Consider the following 16,861-nt stretch of genomic DNA (forward strand, 5'->3'; position numbering starts at 1 on the left):
TCGGCCAAGGAGACCGCCGAGCCCGACGGCGGGTCCTGGTCCGGCTCGCCCGGCCGGTCGGAGCCGTGGGCACACGCCGTCAGCGCCGCGCAGGTCAGCGCGGCCAGTGCTGCGCGCCAGCGCCGGGTGGTCGGTCGCACGGCGCCTCAGCCCTTCCGCCGGCCGACGAGTCCCTCGGCCGCCCCGACCAGCAGGACCGCGGTGGCGACCCCCACCAGGGTGCCGAGGACGTTGAGCTCCAGCACGTCGCCGGTGCCGAGGGAGCTCGCCACCAGCCCGCCGACGAGCGCGCCGGCGAGGCCCAGTCCGAACGTCCACCCCAGGTTGAGGTCCTGTGGCCCCGGCCGCAGCATTCTCGCCCCCACGCCGATGACGAGCCCGATCACGAGCAACCCCAGAAACTGCATGTTCCCTCCTCAGGTCAGGGACCCCCGCCGGGCGGCGGGGCTGACTCCCTGGGAGGTGGACGTCGAAAGGGGGCTGTTCCTTACGCCGTTCCGTCCTTCATCTCACTTTTTTCTGCGGCACTGCTCGCGAACCGCTCCCAGGCGGCCTGCCGGGAGACACCGAGGGCCTTGCCGACCTGGGCCCAGGAGACCTTGCGGTCGCGGAGCAGGGCGACCCAGTCGTGCACGAACGCTGCGTTCTGCTCCGCCGAGCGGACGATGAGGGGGAGGTAGCCGAGCAGCTCGAGGTCGGACATCTCGTCCCAGACCGCGCGCGACCGGGCGGCGACGCGCTCGGGCGAGCGGGTGTCCTCGTAGTACGACTCCAGGCACGGGAAGCAGATCATCGCCCCGAGACCGCCGGCCAGTCGCCGTTGCTGGCTGCCCTGCTCGCCGCAGAAGGAGCACATCTTGTTCTCGACCTGGTGGTCCATCGCTGCTTCCCCCCTGTGGGCCAGGGCACACGCTACCGCTCAGCGGAGGTGCCGTCGGACGTGGCCTGGATCACAAAGTCTCGCTCCGACCGCCGTCACCTAGTAGACATCTGACCCATACCTGTACAGCGTGTACAGCTAACTTCGGGCAGCGTTGCCCGGGTGAGGTGGTCCTAGGCATGTTGGCGTACGAGCGATTCGGAACCGGTGAGCCCCTGGTGCTCGTCCACGGGATCAGCCACCGCCGGCAGGCGTGGTACCCGGTCGCGGAGCGTCTCGCGGAGCACCGCGAGGTCATCCTCTTCGACCTGCCGGGCCACGGAGAGTCGCCCGAGCTGGTGATGGACGGCCGACCGGTCAAGGACGTGCTCCAGGGCCAGCTGATCGACTTCTTCGACGAGCTCGGTCTCGAGCAGCCGCACATCGCCGGCAACTCGCTCGGCGGTCGGATCGCCCTCGAGGCCGCCGCCGACGGCCTGGTCAGCAGTGCCACCGCGCTGGCGCCCGCCGGCTTCTGGAAGCACCCGATCGACTTCGCCTACATCAAGACGCACTTCCTGCTCCTGAACATCGGCGCGCAGGTGGTCGCACCGATCGCGCCGACCCTGGCGAAGTACGACCTCGGCCGGAGGCTGATGCTCTCCTCGCTGATGGTCCACGGCGAGAACCTCGACGCCGACCGGGTGGTGGGAGACCTCCACGCGATGCTGGGTGCCCGCACCGCGTTGCGGCGGATCATTGCTGCCGGCACGGCCTGGGAGAGCGAGATCGACCCCAGCATCCCCGTCACCATCGCCTGGGGCGACAAGGACCGGGTCCTGCTGCCGCACCAGGCGGAGCACGCTCGTCGCGAGCTCCCGCACGCCGACCACGTCTGGCTCCGGGGCAGCGGCCACGTGCCGATGTCGGACGACGTGGACTCGGTCGTCGACGTCCTTCTCCAAGGCTCCTCGCAGGGCCTACGCTCGATCACCGCGCACGTCGCCTGATCCTGGGAGAGACCATGACTGAGCCCCTTGAATTCGACGTCCTCATCGTGGGTGCCGGCTTGTCCGGCATCGGCGCTGCCGCCCACCTGGTCCGTGAGACCCAGGGCAAGACGTTCGCGGTGCTGGAACGACGCGACGCCATGGGTGGCACCTGGGACCTGTTCCGCTACCCGGGCATCCGGTCGGACTCCGACATGCTCACCTTCGGCTACAACTTCCGCCCCTGGGTCGGTACGAGCGTGCTCGCCGACGGCGCCAGCATCAAGCAGTACGTGATCGACACGGCCGACGAGTACGGCATCACCGAGCACATCCGCTTCGGGCGCCGCGTCGTCAAGGCCAGCTGGTCCTCGGCGCAGGGTCGGTGGACGGTCGAGGCCGACGTCGACGGGAAGCGCGAGGTCTACTCCGCCCAGTTCCTCGTCGGCGCGAGCGGCTACTACAACTACGACGAGGGCTTCCAGCCGGACTTCCCGGGTGCGGCCGACTTCGAGGGCCAGATCGTGCACCCGCAGTTCTGGCCCGAGGACCTCGACTACGAGGGCAAGCGCGTCGTCGTCATCGGCAGCGGCGCGACCGCGATCACGCTGGTCCCGGCGATGGCGCCCAGGGCCGGTCACGTGACCATGCTGCAGCGCTCGCCGTCCTACATCATGGCCGTGCCGGCCAACGACCCCGTCGCCGTGCCGCTCTCCAAGCTGCGCGTGCCCGTCGGCGCCGTCTACAAGAGCGGCCGCACGCGCAACATCGTGCTCCAGCAGGCCATCTACAAGCTGTGCCGCATGCAGCCCGCGGCCGCGCGCAAGGTGCTGCTGACCGCCATCCGTGCCCAGCTCGGGCCGGACGTTGACATGAAGCACTTCACGCCGTCCTACAACCCGTGGGACGAGCGCCTGTGCGTGGTGCCGAACGGCGACCTGTTCCGCGTCCTGCGCAAGGGCCAGGCGCACATCGTCACCGACCACATCGACCACTTCGACGCGACCGGCATCCAGCTGAAGTCCGGCGAGCACCTCGACGCCGACATCATCGTGTCCGCGACCGGCCTGCAGATCCAGCTGGCCGGCGGCGCCGAGATCGAGGTCGACGGCGAGCGCGTCAACACCCGCGACCAGCTGCTCTACAAGGGCGTGCTGATGGAGGGCGTGCCGAACTCGCTGTTCGTCATCGGCTACACCAACGCGTCGTGGACGCTCAAGGCCGACCTGGCGAGCGAGTACTTCTGCCGGCTCATCAACCACATGGACGAGAACGGCCACGACCAGGTCGTGCCGGTCGCCGAGCCCGACGACCGCGCCGAGACCTCGGTCATGGGCGCGTCGATGCGCTCGGGATACATCCAGCGTGGCGACGCGATCATGCCCCGCCAGGGCAAGCGGATGCCGTGGCTGATCCGCAACGACTACTTCCGGGACGCCCCGGTGCTGCGCCGCGGCAAGATCGCCGACCCTGCGCTCGAGTTCCGCTCCACCAGCGCCGCTGAGGCGCTGGTCCCCACCTCCACCTGACACTCCCGCCTGACCTGAGGAGCACCATGACGATCGAGCAGACCTACGAAGAGGCCCTCCTGACCCTGTCCGAGGGGTCGGTGCGTCTCCACTTCGACGCGTTCGAGGACATCGACTGGGACGACCCGTCCTCGGTCATCGACCCCGACGCCGACTGCTGGATCCTGCCTGTGGAGCACCCGCTGGGCGCCACCGCCTGGTACCAGGCGCTGCCCGAGGACCGGCAGAAGGAGATCGGCCTCTGGATGATCGCCCAGATGATGAAGGTGGGTCTGCAGTTCGAGAACCTGCTCATCCGCGGCCTCATGCAGTACGTCTTCAACCTGCCCAACGGCTCTCCGGAGTACCGCTACGTCACCCACGAGGCGACCGAGGAGACCCACCACACGCAGATGTTCCAGGAGTTCACGAACCGCTCGGGCGTCAACGCGCCCGGCATGCGGCGGTGGACCAAGACGATGCCGCTCCAGGCCCTGATCCCGTCGATGGCGACCCTGTTCCCGGAGTTCTTCTTCACCTTGGTGCTCGGTGGCGAGGAGCCGATCGACCACGCGCAGAAGATGATCCTGCGCAGTGACTGGGACATGCACCCGCTGGTGAAGCGGATCGTGTCGATCCACGTCGCCGAGGAGGCGCGCCACATCTCCTTCGCGCACCGCTACCTCGCCGAGCGCTCGGCGGAGATGGGGCCGGTCCGCAAGGGTCTCCTGGGCGTCCTCACCCCGATCGTCTACCGCCTGATGTGCGACATGATCCTGGCCCCGAGCCGGTCGTCGTACCGCGAGCTCGGCATCCCGCGCCGGGTGATCAAGGAGGCCTACTGGGGTGGCCCGCAGAGCACCGAGCTCCTCTCCGAGACGTTCGCCGACCTGCGGATGCTCGCCGAGGACATCGGCGTGCGGAACCGGCTGACCCGGCCGCTGTGGAAGGTGCTCGGGATCGACGGTCGCCCCGCCCGCTTCCGCGGCGAGGTCCACGAGCGCGGCGGCCACGGCACCGCCGCAGACGCAGCCAAGGCTGCCTAGGGGACCCCATGCCCTACGTCGTCACCCAGTCGTGCTGCAGCGACGGGGCGTGTGTCGTCGCCTGCCCGGTCAACGCCATCCATCCGGCGCCGGGTGAGCCCGGCTTCGCCACCGCCGAGATGCTCCACGTCGACCCGATCTCGTGCGTCGACTGCGGCGCCTGTGCGACCGCCTGCCCGGTGGACGCGCTGCTGCCGCACACCAAGCTCACCGAGAAGCAGCTGCCGTTCATCGAGCTCAACGCCGCGTACTACGTCGAGAACCCGCACGCCGACCGCCCGATCCTCGCGGCGGTCGCGGAGCGGCCCGTCGTCGACGCCCGCGGCCTGCGGGTCGCGATCATCGGCGCCGGCCCGGCGGGCCTCTATGCCGCCGACGAGCTGCTCAAGCACGCCGGCGTGAGCGTCGACGTCTTCGACCGGCTGCCGACCCCGCACGGCTTGGCCCGGTACGGCGTCGCGCCCGACCACCCCAGCACCAAGCAGGTCATCGACCTGTTCGGTGCCATCGAGCGCGAGGCCGGGTTCCGCTACCGCCTCAACGTCGAGGTCGGCACCGACATCACCCACGACCAGCTGCGCGCGTCGTACGACGCGGTGGTCTATGCCGTCGGCGCGGCCACGGACCGGCGCCTCGGCATCGACGGCGAGGACCTCCCGGGCAGCGTCTCGGCGACCGAGTTCGTCGCCTGGTACAACGGCCACCCCGACGGCGACGACCGCTCGTTCCCGCTCGGCTCGGCCCGCGCGGTCGTGATCGGCAACGGCAACGTCGCCCTCGACGTGGCCAGGATCCTGACCGCTGACCCCGAGGCACTCGCGAGGACCGACATCTCCGACCGTGCGCTCGCCGCCCTGCGCGACAGCACGATCGAGGAGGTCGTGGTGCTCGGACGCCGCGGCGCCGCCGACGCGGCGTTCACGCTGCCGGAGCTGCTCGGCCTGGCCGCCCTGGACGGGATCGACGTCGTCGTCGAGGGTGAGGTCGAGGTGACCTCCCCGAAGACCCGGATCCTCGCCGAGATCGCCGCCCGCCCGCGGCGACCCGGCCTGCGCCGCATCGTGCTCCGCTTCGACACCGCCCCGGTGCGGGTCGTCGGCGACCAGCACACGCGTGCCCTCGAGGTGGCGCGCACCACGACGATCGACGGCCGGGCCGTCCTCACCGAGGACACCGAGCTGCTCCCTGCCGGCCTCGTGCTGCGCGCGATCGGCTACCGCGCCCGCCCCGTCGCCGGTCTGCCGTTCGACGACGCCCGCGCGGTCGTGCCCAACGACCTCGGCCGGGTCGAGCCGGGCGTCTATGTCGCGGGCTGGATCAAGCGCGGCCCGACCGGCTTCCTCGGCACCAACAAGTCCTGCTCGCGGGAGACCGTCGAGCAGCTCCTCGCCGACCTCGACGCGGGCCTCCTGGAGCGTCCGTCGACCGAGGTCGAGCAGCTGCCGTGGGAGATCGACGCGGCCGGCTGGCGGGCCATCGACGAGCACGAGCGCGCCGCCGGTGCGGAGGCCGGCCGACCCCGGGTCAAGGTCACCGACCGGGGCGACCTGGTGGCGGCCGCCGAGCGGGCGCACCGCCCGGTCGAGCGTCCGCGGCGGAGCCTGCTGCGCCGCTGACGAACGGCGACGCTCCCGGGGTGCAGCAGGCGAGGTCATCTAGAGTGCGCGCCATGGTGCACGTGCCCCGGGTCCCCGGCCTCGACGGGCGTCAGACGCGTTGGCAGGACCACAACGAGGAACGGCGCCAGCGGGTCCTCGACGCCGCCGTCGAGCTGATCGAGGAGCTCCCGCTCGGGAGCGACGTGCACGTCCAGCAGATCGCCGAGCGGGCGGGGCTGGTCCGCACCGTCGTGTACCGGTTGTTCAGCAATCGCAACGACCTCAACCGGGCCGTGCAGGAGCACCTCGTCGGGATGATCCGGAAGGTGCTCGACGAGAACCTCGTCCTCGCCGGGAGCATCGAGGACATCATCGGCGGACTGGTCGGCGGCTACGTCGGCTGGGTGGCCGACCACCCGAACCTCCACGAGATGGCGCAGCGGCCGCTCGGCGACGGTGAGCCGGCCGAGCTCGACAAGGCCGTGGAACGGCTCAGCTCGGACATCTACGACCTGTTCCAGGCCGGCGCGACGCTCCTCGGGCACGAGCTCGACGAGGACCAGGTCGCGACCCTCGACGTACTCGTGGTCGGGATCGTGGGACAGGTGCGCGGCAGCGTCAACCAGTGGGTACGACGACCCGAGCGCACCATGAGTGCCCGGGCGCTGTCGCGCCTGCTGAGCCGGTGGATCTGGTTCCAGATCGACGGCCAGGCACGCGAGGTCGGCGTCGAGCTGGACCCGACGGTGCCGATCGACGAGCTCGCCGCGTCACTCTGAGGCGGCGCCGGGCCCGTCCTAGCGGTGGCCCGCGGCGGACGCGCGCTCGGGGCCGAGGCAGACAGCGACCAGCTCGCCGGGACGCTCGCGGTTGAAGACCGCCCAGCCGTGGTCGAACGACACGACGCGGGTGCGGCCGACGCGGTCGCGGATGACCGCCGTGGTCGGGATGACCTCGGGCTCGAAGCCGGTGGTGGAGCAGTTGTTGCGCTCGAGGATCCGGCTGGTCGCCTTGTCCTGGACGGAGAGCCCGATGTGCTCGGCTGGCGGCTGGGGCGCCGTGAGGACGCTGACGGCACCGAGGCCGACGAGCAGCGTGAGCGCGCCGGCAGTCATCGCCGTGCGGAGCGACGTCACTGCGGTCCGCAGCAGCGCCTTGCGTCCAGCGTCCAACGTCTCTTCTCCGCTCTTTCCCCCCAGGGACCGGCCTTCTCGACCGCTGCCATCTCAACGACGGGGGGCCCGCCGGGTCACGACCGAGGTGGGGACCACCCGGGGTGACCAGCGAGGCGAATCCCAGGCAGGATGGGAGGCATGACCTGGTTCTCGTCCCCCTCGCAGGCCGCCGCGCAGCTCACCGAAGCGGGCTACCTCGCTGATGCGGCGACGGCCACGACCGCCTTCCTGGCGGGCGCGCTGGAGAAGCCGCTGCTCCTCGAGGGTCCCGCGGGTGTCGGCAAGACCGAGCTCGCCAAGGCCGTGGCACGGGCGACCGGAGCCGAGCTGGTCCGACTCCAGTGCTACGAGGGTCTCGACGAGGCGCGCGCTCTCTACGAGTGGAACTACAAGAAGCAGCTGCTGCGGATCCAGGCCCAGACCGGCTCGGCCGACGGCGCCGACTGGGACCAGACCCACGACGACATCTTCACCGAGGAGTTCCTGCTCACCCGGCCGCTGCTGACGGCGATCCGGCGCGACGAGCCGACGGTGCTGCTCATCGACGAGGTCGACAAGACCGACATCGAGGTGGAGGGCCTGCTGCTGGAGGTGCTCTCCGACTTCCAGGTCACCATCCCCGAGCTCGGCACCGTCGCCGCTACCCGCCGTCCGTACGTCGTCCTGACCTCCAACGCCAGTCGGGAGCTGTCCGAGGCGGTCAAGCGCCGCTGCCTCTACCTGCACCTGGACTACCCGGACGCGGAGCGCGAGCGCGAGATCCTCCAGGCCCAGGTCCCCGACCTCGACGACCGGATCGCCGAGCAGCTGGTGGCCACCGTCGGCAAGCTCCGGGACCTCGAGCTCAAGAAGGCGCCCTCGATCGCGGAGTCGGTCGACTGGGCGCGCACCCTCATCGCGCTCGAGATCCGCGACCTCGACGACAAGGCCATCACCGACACGTTGGGGGCCGTGCTCAAGCACGCGTCGGACCAGCAGCGCGCCGTCAAGGAGCTCCGGCTCAACCGTGGCTAGGAGGGGCTCCCGGTCCGCGGGCCGAGTGCCCGCTCCCGAGACGTCCGGCCTCCTCGACCGGCACCTCTCGTTCATCGAGGCGCTGCGCGGGGCCGGGCTGTCGGTGTCGCTCGCCGAGGACCTCGACTCGGTCGCGGCGCTGGGTGCCGTGGGCTGGAGCGACCGCGGCCACGTCCGTGACGTGCTCGCCGCGACGCTGCTGAAGCGGCAGGCGCAGCGCACGACGTTCGACGCCCTCTTCGACGTCTACTTCCCGGCGCTCGTCGGCGACGGCGTCGCCGGCCGTACGACGGACGAGGCGGCGAGTGCCGATGAGTCCGGCGTCCGCGACAACGCCGCCGCCCTGCAGGCCTTCCGCGACGAGCTCGCGCAGGCGCTGGAGGGCGGGGACGACCAGCAGCTGCGGCGCCTGGCGGCCCAGATGGTCGGCACCTTCGGCGCGATGCCGGGCCGGGGGCCGGGGATGTCGTCGTGGTCGGCCTACACGGCGCTCCAGCGGGTCGCACCGCAGGAGCTCATCGACCGGATCGTCGCCGGCCTGCTCGGCGAGAGCGGCGACGGCGACGGCGAGGTGCGTCTCGCGGACGCCCGCCGGCTCGCCAACCGCCGGGTCGGCGCGTTCACGACGATGGTCGAGGACGACGCCCGGCGCCGGATCGCCGAGGAGAAGGGGCCCGACCACGTCGCCGACGTCGCGATCCGCCCGAGCATCGACAAGCTCGCGTTCACCGCGGCCCGACGCTCGGACCTGGAGGAGATGCGGCGCCAGATCTTCCCGCTGGCGCGACGGCTCGCCACGCGGCTGACCAAGGAGCACCACGCCCACCGGCGCGGGTCGCTCGACTTCCGCCGTACGGTGCGCGCGTCGATCGCCACCGGGGGCGTGCCGCTCACGACCCACCACCGGCCCAAGCGTCCGCACCGCACCGACCTCGTCGTGCTCTGCGACGTCAGCGGCTCGGTCGCCAACTTCGCCCAGTTCACCCTGCTCTTCGTCTTCGCGCTGCGCGAGGTCTTCCAGAGCATGCGGGCGTTCACCTTCATCGACCACGTCCACGAGGTCACCGAGCACCTCGAGCCGGGGGCGGACCCGGTCGAGGTGCTGGAGAAGCTCGCCGCGGCGACCAGCTATGCGGCGCTGTGGGGCCGCACCAACTACGGCCGGGCGTTCACGAAGTTCGAGCAGGAGCACGCCGACGCCCTCGGGCCGAAGACGACCCTGCTCATCCTCGGTGACGCGCGCAGCAACTACAGCGACCTCGAGGACGCGACGCTGCGGCGGCTCGCCGGCTCGGTGAAGCGCTCCTACTGGCTCAACCCCGAGCCGGTGAGCAGCTGGGGTGCGGGCGACTCGGCGGCGAAGACCTACCGCGAGATCGTCTCGATGATCGAGTGCCGCAACCTCACCCAGCTCGAGGAGTTCATCCACGAGCTCGCGCACTAGCGCAGCAGGTTGCCGTCGAGGCGGTCCAGCGCCTCCTCGATCGTGGCGGCCGTGCCGGCGAAGCTGAACCGGACGAATCGACCGCCGTCGACGGTGTCGAAGTCGACGCCCGTGGCCATCGCGACCCCGGTGCGGGCCAGCACGTCGCGGGCGAACGCCATCGAGTCGCCGGTGAGGTGCCCGACGTCGGCGTAGACGTAGAAGGCGCCGTCGGCCGGGGCCAGCCGGTCGATCCCGAGCCGCTGCAGCCCGTCGATGAGAAGCGCCCGGTTGCCGGCGTAGCGCCGGACGTGACCGTCGAGCTCGTCGTACGACGCCCGGTCGAACGCGGCGATCGCCGCGCGCTGCGCGAGCACCGGCGGGCAGATGCTGAAGTTGCCGGTGAGGACGTCGACCGGGCGCAGCAACCGCTCCGGGGCGAGCATCCATCCCAACCGCCAGCCGGTCATCGAGAAGTACTTCGAGAACGACCCGAAGACGACCGCCTCGCGGCTGGTCTCCCACGCGCTGTGCGACCCGCCGTCGCCGTAGGTGATGCCGTGGTAGATCTCGTCGGAGACCAGCTGGACCCCCGCCCCCTCGCACCAGCGGGCGATCGCGGACAGCTCCTCGGGCAGCAGCATCGTGCCGGTCGGGTTGGCCGGGCTGGCGACGACGAGGCCGGAGATCGGCTCCCGTGCGTGCAGCTCGGCGAGCTGGTCGACCGTGGGCTGGAACCGGGTCTCGGGCCCGGTGGGGATCTCCACGACCTCGCAGCCGAGGGCCGCGAGCACGTTGCGGTAGCAGGGGTAGCCCGGCCGAGCGATCGCCACCCGGGCGCCGGCGTCGAACGCAGCGAGGAAGGCCAGCAGGAAACCTCCGCTGGACCCGGTCGTCACCACGACGTCGTCTGCGGTCACGTCGATCGCGTAGCGCCGCCGGTAGTGGTCCGCGATGGCGGCGCGGAGCTCGACGATCCCGGTGGCCGGGGTGTAGCCGAGCGGGTCGCCCGAGCCCAGGAGCCGGACCGCCTCCGCGGTGACCGGGGCGGGCGCGCCGCTGCTCGGCTGGCCGGCCAGCAGGTTGACCAGGTCGCCGTGGGTCCGCTGCCGCTCCGCCGAGAGCGCCAGCAGGTCCATCACGTGGAACGGCGGGACGTTCGCGCGCTGGGCAGCGCCGTACCGGGGGCTCATCGGGTGATCATGGCGACTTGGACGTCAAAACTCACGCTTGGACGGTGTTATTGCGTCGTCCAAGCGACAGTTTCACCGTCCGGACGGTGAAACTGTCGCGGCGCTGAGCGCAGCCGCGACCCCGGCCCGGCGACCGAAGAACGAGCCCTCGCCGAGCTGGGTGCCGGAGCAGTAGCCGGCGCCGTCCTGCGCGATGTTGGAGGCGCACGCTCCGGCGGCGTACAGGCCGGGGATGACCGAGCCGTCGGCCCGCTTCGCCGCACCGTCCGCCGTGACCGCCATCCCGCCGATGGTGAAGCCCGCATAGAGCGCGACGCCGAGGGAGAGGTCGAGGACAGCCCACGGGCCGGCCGTCTGCGGCGCCAACCAGTCAGGGTGCTTGTGGAAGTCGGGGTCCTCGCCCGCGGCGGCGTGCTCGTTGTAGCGCTCGACGGTCGCGACCAGGGTGCCCGTGGGCATGCCGAGGCCGGCCTCCATCTCCTCGAGCGTCTCGTAGCCGTCCTTGAGCGGCACCAGGGGCATGTGGTCCTCGCCCAGGTGCTCGCTGTCGACGATCAGGTAGGCGACCGAGTCCTCCTGCTCCATGACGCGCTGCGACGTCCGGGCGTGGTAGCTGTCCTCCGCCACGAAGCGCACCCCGGCCTTGTTGACGATGATCCCCTTGCACCGCGACGACGGCGGATAGAACGGAGCGGTGATGAACGGCTCCTCCATGTTCTCCAGGGCCGCGCCGACCGACTGCCCGAGCCGGATGCCGAGGCCGTCGTCGTACGTCGAGCCCAGCGTGAACAGCTTGGAGCCGAGGGCGGGGGTGTAGCGCTCGACCATGTCGGCGTTCATCACGAAACCGCCGGCCGCGATGACGACGGCGGGGGCGCGGACGACGCCGGTCCGGTCGAAGGACTTCCAGGCGACGCCGGCGACGGCGCCGTCGGCCTCGACGACGAGCTGGGAGGCGCCGGTCTCGTAGCGGACCTCGACGCCGGCCTCCTCGATCTTCTCCTTGAGCAGGTCCATCACGATCCGGGTGCCCTCGGTGTCACCGGGCACGGGGACCTTGTGGCCGCGTGGGGCGGGCGGGACGTCCTCGCGGAACGGCCAGACCTTCTCGTTGCCGGTGAACATGAGGCCCTCGGTGCCCGGCTGGATGACCGCCTTGCCCGGGAAGTAGGACCGCTCGAACTGGAAGCCCAGCGCCTCGAGCCATTCGAAGTGCTCGACCGAGCCCTCCGCGTAGAGCCGGATCTTCTCCGGATCGGGGTCCTTGGTGCTGGCCATCAGGTACGCCGCCATCGCCTCGACGGAGTCCTCGTGGCCGGTGGCCTGCTGCACGGCCGTGCCGGCGCCCAGGTAGAAGTGGCCGCCGGACATGCTCGACGTCCCGCCGTGGACCGCGGCGCGCTCCAGCAGCAGCACGCGAGCTCCGGCGCGCGCGGCCTCGAGGGCGGCGCAGCCGCCGGCGATGCCGAAGCCGACGACGACGACGTCGAAGGTCTCGGCGTCCGCGGGGACGTCGGCGGCGGGGACGGTGGCGGGGATCGCCAGGCCTGCGGGCTCGGTCATGGGACAAATGTAGAACACGTTCCAGTTTGGGGCGAGAGCGCGACGGCCCCCGGACCGATAGACTGCGCTTCCGCGCCCCGACGTCGACGTGACGCAGACCTGCTGAGGTGACATGACCTTCGACGCCCACCAGCTCGACACCTTCTTGCTGGTCGGGTCCGCCGTCACCCTGTTCGCGGTGCTCGCGGTGCGGATCTCCTCCCGGGCCGGGCTGCCCAGCCTCCTCGTCTACCTGCTCATGGGCGTGGTCCTCGGGGAGTCGGTGATCGGCATCGGCTTCGAGGACGCCGAGCTCGCGCACGCGATCGGCTTCGGCGCGCTGGCCGTGATCCTGGCCGAAGGTGGCCTGACCACCAGCTGGCGCGAGACCAAGGGATCGGTCCGGCTCGGCCTCGCGCTGGCCACCATCGGCGTCACCGTCTCGGTCGGCGTGGTGGCGCTCGGTGCCCACTACCTGCTCGGGCTGCCGTGGGAGCTCGCCGTGCTGCTCGGCGCGATCACGTCGCCGACCGACGCGGCCGCGGTGTTCTCGGTGATCCGGGTGGTCCCGCTGCCGCGCCGGATCACCGGCGCGCTCGAGGCCGAGTCCGGCTTCAACGACGCGCCGACCGTCGTCCTGGTCACCCTCATCTCCAGCGGCGCCGCCGCCGAGCACGGGCCGTTCGTGCTGGCCGCGATCATCGTGTTCGAGCTCGTGGCCGGTGTCGGGATCGGGCTCGGCGCGGGGATCGGCGGCGCCTGGCTGATGCGCCGCGCCGCGCTGCCCGCGTCCGGCCTCTACCCGATCGCGGTGCTCTGTCTCGCCCTCTTCGCGTACGGCGCCGCGGCCTACGTCCACGCCAGCGGCTTCGCTGCCGTCTACGTCGCCGCGCTCGTCCTCGGCAACGCCGACCTGCCCCACCGGGCCACGACCCGCTCCTTCTCGGAGGGGCTCGCCTGGCTGGCGCAGATCGGGCTCTTCGTCATGCTCGGGCTGCTGCTCTCGCCCTCGCGGATCACCGCCGAGACGGTGCTGATGGCGTTGGGCGCCGGGTTCCTCCTCACCGCTGTCGCTCGGCCGCTGTCGGTGGTGCTCAGCACGATCGCGCAACGGATGTCGCTCCGGGAGATGGTCTTCATCTCCTGGGCCGGCCTGCGCGGCGCCGTACCGATCGTGCTCGCGACCATCCCGCTCGCCGAGGACGTCGGCGACGCCGACCTGCTCTTCGACCTCGTCTTCGTGCTCGTCGTCATCGACACCCTGCTCACCGCCCCGACCCTGCCCTGGGTCGCGAAGGTGCTCCGGGTCGCCCGCCGTTCCGAGCCGCGCGACATCGAGCTCGAGGCCGCGCCGCTCGACCGCGTGGCCGCCGACCTGCTCCAGGTCGCGATCAGCCCGCGCTCACGGCTCCACGGCGTCGAGATCGGAGAGCTGCGGCTGCCACCGGGGGCGTCGGTCGCGCTCATCGTGCGCGAGGGGCAGACGCTGGTCCCGGAGAAGCGGACCGTGCTGCGCCACGGCGACGACCTGCTCGTCGTCACGCCACGCAAGCTCCGCGAGGCGACCGAGCAGCGGCTGCGGCAGGTCAGCCTCGGTGGCCGGCTCGCCCAGTGGCTGGGTGCCGACGGCATCGAGACCGAACGCGGTCGGTGAGGCTCAGGGCGTCGGCGCGACCAGCTCGGGCGGGCTGCACACGGTGCCGTCGCTGTCGGCCTTGATGTTCTTGCGGCCCTTCTGGAGCCCGGGAAAGCCCTCGCCGACGACGACGGTGATCCCCGGCTCGGACGTCGCCTGCTGGACGATCTCGGTGTCGTCGCCGAGATAGGTCTGGAGCAACTCGGCGGCGGGACCGGTCGGGTCGGTGGTCCAGATGACCGCTCCGCTGGACCCGGTGGCGGCGGCGGTGTTGCCCCGGGAGCCCTCGCCGAAGCCCTTGCGGACCAGTGCGTCCATCGTCTCGCCCGCCAGTCCCTCGGTGCTGCTCGCGTTGAGGACGTTGACGTGGACCTGCGGCGGGCTCACCTTCTCGCCGGCCGCGACGGTGGTGTCGAGGCAGGCGGCCTGCTCCTCCTTCTCGGGGAACGGTTCCGTGACCGAGGACCACGCCCAGGCGACGCCGATGATGAAGACCACGGCGAGCACGGCCAGGGTCCCCGCCGAAGTGGCGCGCGCCTTCGTATCCACGCGGTCAGCCTAGATCCACCGGCCCCCGGTGGATCTAGGCTGGGTCTTCCATCCGGATGACGCGGGCATGCAGGATGCTCCGCTGCTGGAGCGCGGCGCGCAGGGCGCGGTGCAGCCCGTCCTCGAGGTAGAGCTCGCCGCGCCACAGCACGACGTGGGCGAAGAGGTCGCCGAAGAAGGTGCCGTCCTCGTCGAGCAGGGTCGCCAGGTGGAGGGTGTCCTTCGTGGTGACCAGCTCGTCGAGCCGCACCTGGCGCGGCGGCACCGCAGCCCACTCCCGAGACCCGAGGCCGTGGTCGGGGTAGGGCCGGTCGGTGCCGACGCGCTTGAAGATCACGAGGGGTGAGTCTAGATCGATGGGGGATGTCGGCCTGAGGGTCTTGCTTCTACAGTTCCCGGCATGACGGAGCAGCCCTCGATCGAGGCGACGGTCGCACCCGGTTATGCGTTCGAGGGCCCGGCCCTCGAGCTCGGCGGGCTGATGGCGGACGCGCAGACCCTCACCGGCACCCCCATCCGGATCCCGCTGGCGATGGTCAACCGGCACGGTCTCATCGCCGGTGCCACGGGCACCGGCAAGACCAAGACCCTCCAGCTCCTGGCCGAGCAGCTCAGCGCCGCGGGGGTGGCCGTCTTCGCCGCGGACATCAAGGGCGACCTGTCCGGGCTGGCGACGCCCGGCGAGGGTGGGGACAAGATCACTGCCCGCGCCGCCTCGGTCGGCCAGACCTGGACCGCGACCGGCTTCCCGGTGGAGTACTACGCGATCGGTGGGCTCGGCACCGGCATCCCGATCCGGGTGACGATCTCCTCGTTCGGCCCGGTCCTCCTCAGCCGCGTGCTCGGGCTCAACGACACCCAGGAGTCCAGCCTGGGGCTGGTGTTCCACTACGCCGACCAGCAGGGCCTCCCGCTGCTCGACCTCACCGACCTCCGCGCGGTCGTCCAGCACCTGACCAGCGCGGAGGGCAAGCCAGAGCTCAAGGCGCTCGGCGGCCTGTCGTCCGCCACTGCCGGTGTGATCCTCCGCGAGCTGATCGCGTTCTCCGACCAGGGCGCCGACGCATTCTTCGGTGAGCCGGAGTTCGCCTCGAGCGACCTGATCCAGACCGCCGCCGACGGCCGCGGCCTGATCTCGCTGCTCGAGCTGCCGAACCTCGTCGACCGGCCGGCGGTCTTCTCCACCTTCCTCATGTGGCTGCTCGCGGACCTGTTCCACGACCTGCCCGAGGTCGGCGACGTCGACAAGCCCAAGCTGGTCTTCTTCTTCGACGAGGCGCACCTGCTGTTCGCCGACGCGTCCAAGGACTTCCTCGCCCAGATCGCGCAGACGGTCCGGCTGATCCGGTCCAAGGGCGTCGGCGTCTTCTTCGTCACCCAGAGCCCGACCGACGTGCCGGACGACGTGCTGGCCCAGCTCGGCTCGCGGGTCCAGCACCAGCTGCGGGCCCACACGCCCAACGACGCCAAGGCGCTCAAGGCGACCGTCAACACCTATCCCCACAGCGCGTACGCCGACCTCGGCGAGGTCATCACCACCCTCGGCATCGGCGAGGCGGTCGTCACGGTGATGGGGGAGCGCGGTGCCCCGACCCCGGTGGCCTGGACCCGGCTGCGCGCGCCCGAGTCGCTGATGGCGCCGAGCTCGCCCGAGTCCATGGCGGCCACCGTCGCGGCGAGCCCGCGCGCGGCGTCGTACTCCCAGGTCGTCGACCGCGAGTCGGCCCGCGAGATCCTCGCGAAGCGGCTCGAGGAGGGCGCCCGCAAGGCCGCGGAGGAAGCCGCCGTGGAGGAGAAGGCGGAAGCGGCCGAGAGGGCGGAGAAGGAAGCCGCCAGGAAGAAGCCCGCCAAGCCGAAGTCCGGCGGGGTGGTGAGCGAGGTCGTGAAGTCGTCAGCGTTCAAGGACTTCATGCGCACCGCGACCCGGGAGGTCGTCCGCGGCATGTTCGGCGCCGCCCGCCGCTAGTCCGCGGGCGCCCGCCGACCGGAGCGGTCAGGCGGTCCAGCGCACTGCGTCGTCGACGAAGTCGGCGAGGGCGTGGACGCCGCGCAGGTCGCGGCGCTCGGCCATCAGCCGGGTCAGGCCCTCGGCATGGCGGTCGCGCAGGGCGGCTCGCCGCGCGAGCGTGCGGTCGATGGTGCGATCGATCGTCCCTTCGGGGGTCACCTCGGTGGTGTTCTCGTCCATGTCCCCCAGAGTGGCGCGCGGATGTCCCCGGCAAACCAACGTTTCGTTACGAACCGGTGTCCTCGGGTGTGATCGTCACTACATTCACGGAAGGGCCGTGCACGGTGCCCGGGGCGACCGTGCACGCGGCGACGGTCCGGG

Annotated in this window: 17 protein-coding genes; 9 read left to right on the forward strand and 8 right to left on the reverse strand. The window is 71.3% G+C overall.

Annotated elements, in window-relative coordinates; all coding sequences use genetic code 11:
- Positions 1 to 146: 146 nt before the first annotated feature.
- Together H0487_RS07905 and H0487_RS07910 are read right to left on the reverse strand one after the other, a co-directional pair.
- Positions 147 to 407, reverse strand: a complete 261-nt coding sequence (locus tag H0487_RS07905; protein ID WP_183093693.1) for a GlsB/YeaQ/YmgE family stress response membrane protein — start codon at positions 405 to 407, stop codon at positions 147 to 149.
- Positions 408 to 487: 80 nt separating this feature from the next.
- On the reverse strand, positions 488 to 880 hold the full coding sequence (locus tag H0487_RS07910) for a ClpX C4-type zinc finger protein (protein WP_183093694.1): 393 nt from the start codon (positions 878 to 880) through the stop codon (positions 488 to 490).
- A 179-nt stretch (positions 881 to 1,059) separates the two neighbouring features.
- Here H0487_RS07910 and H0487_RS07915 point away from each other — a divergent pair, with 179 nt between their 5' ends.
- Genes H0487_RS07915 through H0487_RS07935 form a run of 5 tightly spaced genes read left to right on the forward strand, consistent with a single transcriptional unit; the run spans position 1,060 to position 6,779 of the window.
- Positions 1,060 to 1,869 (forward strand): alpha/beta fold hydrolase, encoded by an 810-nt coding sequence (locus tag H0487_RS07915; protein WP_183093695.1) that lies wholly within the window; start codon positions 1,060 to 1,062, stop codon positions 1,867 to 1,869.
- Positions 1,870 to 1,883: 14 nt separating this feature from the next.
- A complete protein-coding gene (locus H0487_RS07920) occupies positions 1,884 to 3,377 on the forward strand; it encodes a flavin-containing monooxygenase (protein WP_183093696.1) in 1,494 nt (497 codons plus the stop codon).
- 26 nt (positions 3,378 to 3,403) lie between these two features.
- Positions 3,404 to 4,402, forward strand: coding sequence for an AurF N-oxygenase family protein (locus H0487_RS07925; RefSeq protein WP_183093697.1), 999 nt, complete (start codon positions 3,404 to 3,406; stop codon positions 4,400 to 4,402).
- Positions 4,403 to 4,410: 8 nt separating this feature from the next.
- Entirely contained in the window at positions 4,411 to 6,018 is a 1,608-nt protein-coding gene (locus H0487_RS07930) for an FAD-dependent oxidoreductase (protein WP_183093698.1), read from the forward strand.
- A 53-nt stretch (positions 6,019 to 6,071) separates the two neighbouring features.
- The gene (locus H0487_RS07935; RefSeq protein ID WP_183093699.1) at positions 6,072 to 6,779 is read left to right on the forward strand and encodes a TetR/AcrR family transcriptional regulator; all 708 of its coding nucleotides are present in this window, start codon (positions 6,072 to 6,074) and stop codon (positions 6,777 to 6,779) included.
- Positions 6,780 to 6,797: 18 nt separating this feature from the next.
- Here the strand turns inward: H0487_RS07935 and H0487_RS07940 are convergent, their stop codons facing one another.
- Positions 6,798 to 7,172 carry a hypothetical protein gene (locus H0487_RS07940; protein ID WP_183093700.1) on the reverse strand — a complete coding sequence of 125 codons (375 nt, stop codon included), beginning with the start codon at positions 7,170 to 7,172 and terminating at the stop codon, positions 6,798 to 6,800.
- A 141-nt stretch (positions 7,173 to 7,313) separates the two neighbouring features.
- Between H0487_RS07940 and H0487_RS07945 the strand changes: the two genes are divergently transcribed.
- Entirely contained in the window at positions 7,314 to 8,189 is an 876-nt protein-coding gene (locus tag H0487_RS07945; protein ID WP_183093701.1) for an AAA family ATPase, read from the forward strand.
- A 25-nt stretch (positions 8,190 to 8,214) separates the two neighbouring features.
- The gene (locus H0487_RS07950; RefSeq protein ID WP_183093702.1) at positions 8,215 to 9,633 is read left to right on the forward strand and encodes a vWA domain-containing protein; all 1,419 of its coding nucleotides are present in this window, start codon (positions 8,215 to 8,217) and stop codon (positions 9,631 to 9,633) included.
- Here the strand turns inward: H0487_RS07950 and H0487_RS07955 are convergent.
- Both H0487_RS07955 and H0487_RS07960 read right to left on the reverse strand, forming a co-directional pair.
- The gene (locus H0487_RS07955) at positions 9,630 to 10,805 is read right to left on the reverse strand and encodes a pyridoxal phosphate-dependent aminotransferase (RefSeq protein WP_183093703.1); all 1,176 of its coding nucleotides are present in this window, start codon (positions 10,803 to 10,805) and stop codon (positions 9,630 to 9,632) included. The genes H0487_RS07950 and H0487_RS07955 overlap by 4 nt on opposite strands.
- A 72-nt stretch (positions 10,806 to 10,877) precedes the next feature.
- Positions 10,878 to 12,368, reverse strand: a complete 1,491-nt coding sequence (locus H0487_RS07960) for an FAD-binding protein (RefSeq protein WP_183093704.1) — start codon at positions 12,366 to 12,368, stop codon at positions 10,878 to 10,880.
- A 112-nt stretch (positions 12,369 to 12,480) separates the two neighbouring features.
- Here H0487_RS07960 and H0487_RS07965 point away from each other — a divergent pair, with 112 nt between their 5' ends.
- Entirely contained in the window at positions 12,481 to 14,001 is a 1,521-nt protein-coding gene (locus tag H0487_RS07965) for a potassium/proton antiporter (protein WP_183093705.1), read from the forward strand.
- 3 nt (positions 14,002 to 14,004) lie between these two features.
- Here H0487_RS07965 and H0487_RS23830 read toward each other — a convergent pair whose 3' ends face one another.
- Both H0487_RS23830 and H0487_RS07975 read right to left on the reverse strand, forming a co-directional pair.
- Positions 14,005 to 14,532, reverse strand: a complete 528-nt coding sequence (locus H0487_RS23830; RefSeq protein WP_183093706.1) for a LytR C-terminal domain-containing protein — start codon at positions 14,530 to 14,532, stop codon at positions 14,005 to 14,007.
- 34 nt (positions 14,533 to 14,566) lie between these two features.
- Complete coding sequence (locus H0487_RS07975; RefSeq protein WP_183093707.1) at positions 14,567 to 14,869, reverse strand: type II toxin-antitoxin system VapB family antitoxin; 303 nt, start codon at positions 14,867 to 14,869, stop codon at positions 14,567 to 14,569.
- A gap of 63 nt (positions 14,870 to 14,932) precedes the next feature.
- Here H0487_RS07975 and H0487_RS07980 point away from each other — a divergent pair, with 63 nt between their 5' ends.
- Complete coding sequence (locus H0487_RS07980) at positions 14,933 to 16,498, forward strand: helicase HerA-like domain-containing protein (RefSeq protein WP_183093708.1); 1,566 nt, start codon at positions 14,933 to 14,935, stop codon at positions 16,496 to 16,498.
- A 27-nt stretch (positions 16,499 to 16,525) separates the two neighbouring features.
- On the opposite strand, the gene H0487_RS07985 is transcribed toward H0487_RS07980, so the two are convergent.
- A complete protein-coding gene (locus tag H0487_RS07985; RefSeq protein ID WP_183093709.1) occupies positions 16,526 to 16,720 on the reverse strand; it encodes a hypothetical protein in 195 nt (64 codons plus the stop codon).
- Between the last annotated feature and the right edge of the window lie 141 nt (positions 16,721 to 16,861).

The organism is Nocardioides stalactiti, assembly GCF_014180715.1.
GTDB lineage: Bacteria > Actinomycetota > Actinomycetes > Propionibacteriales > Nocardioidaceae > Nocardioides > Nocardioides stalactiti.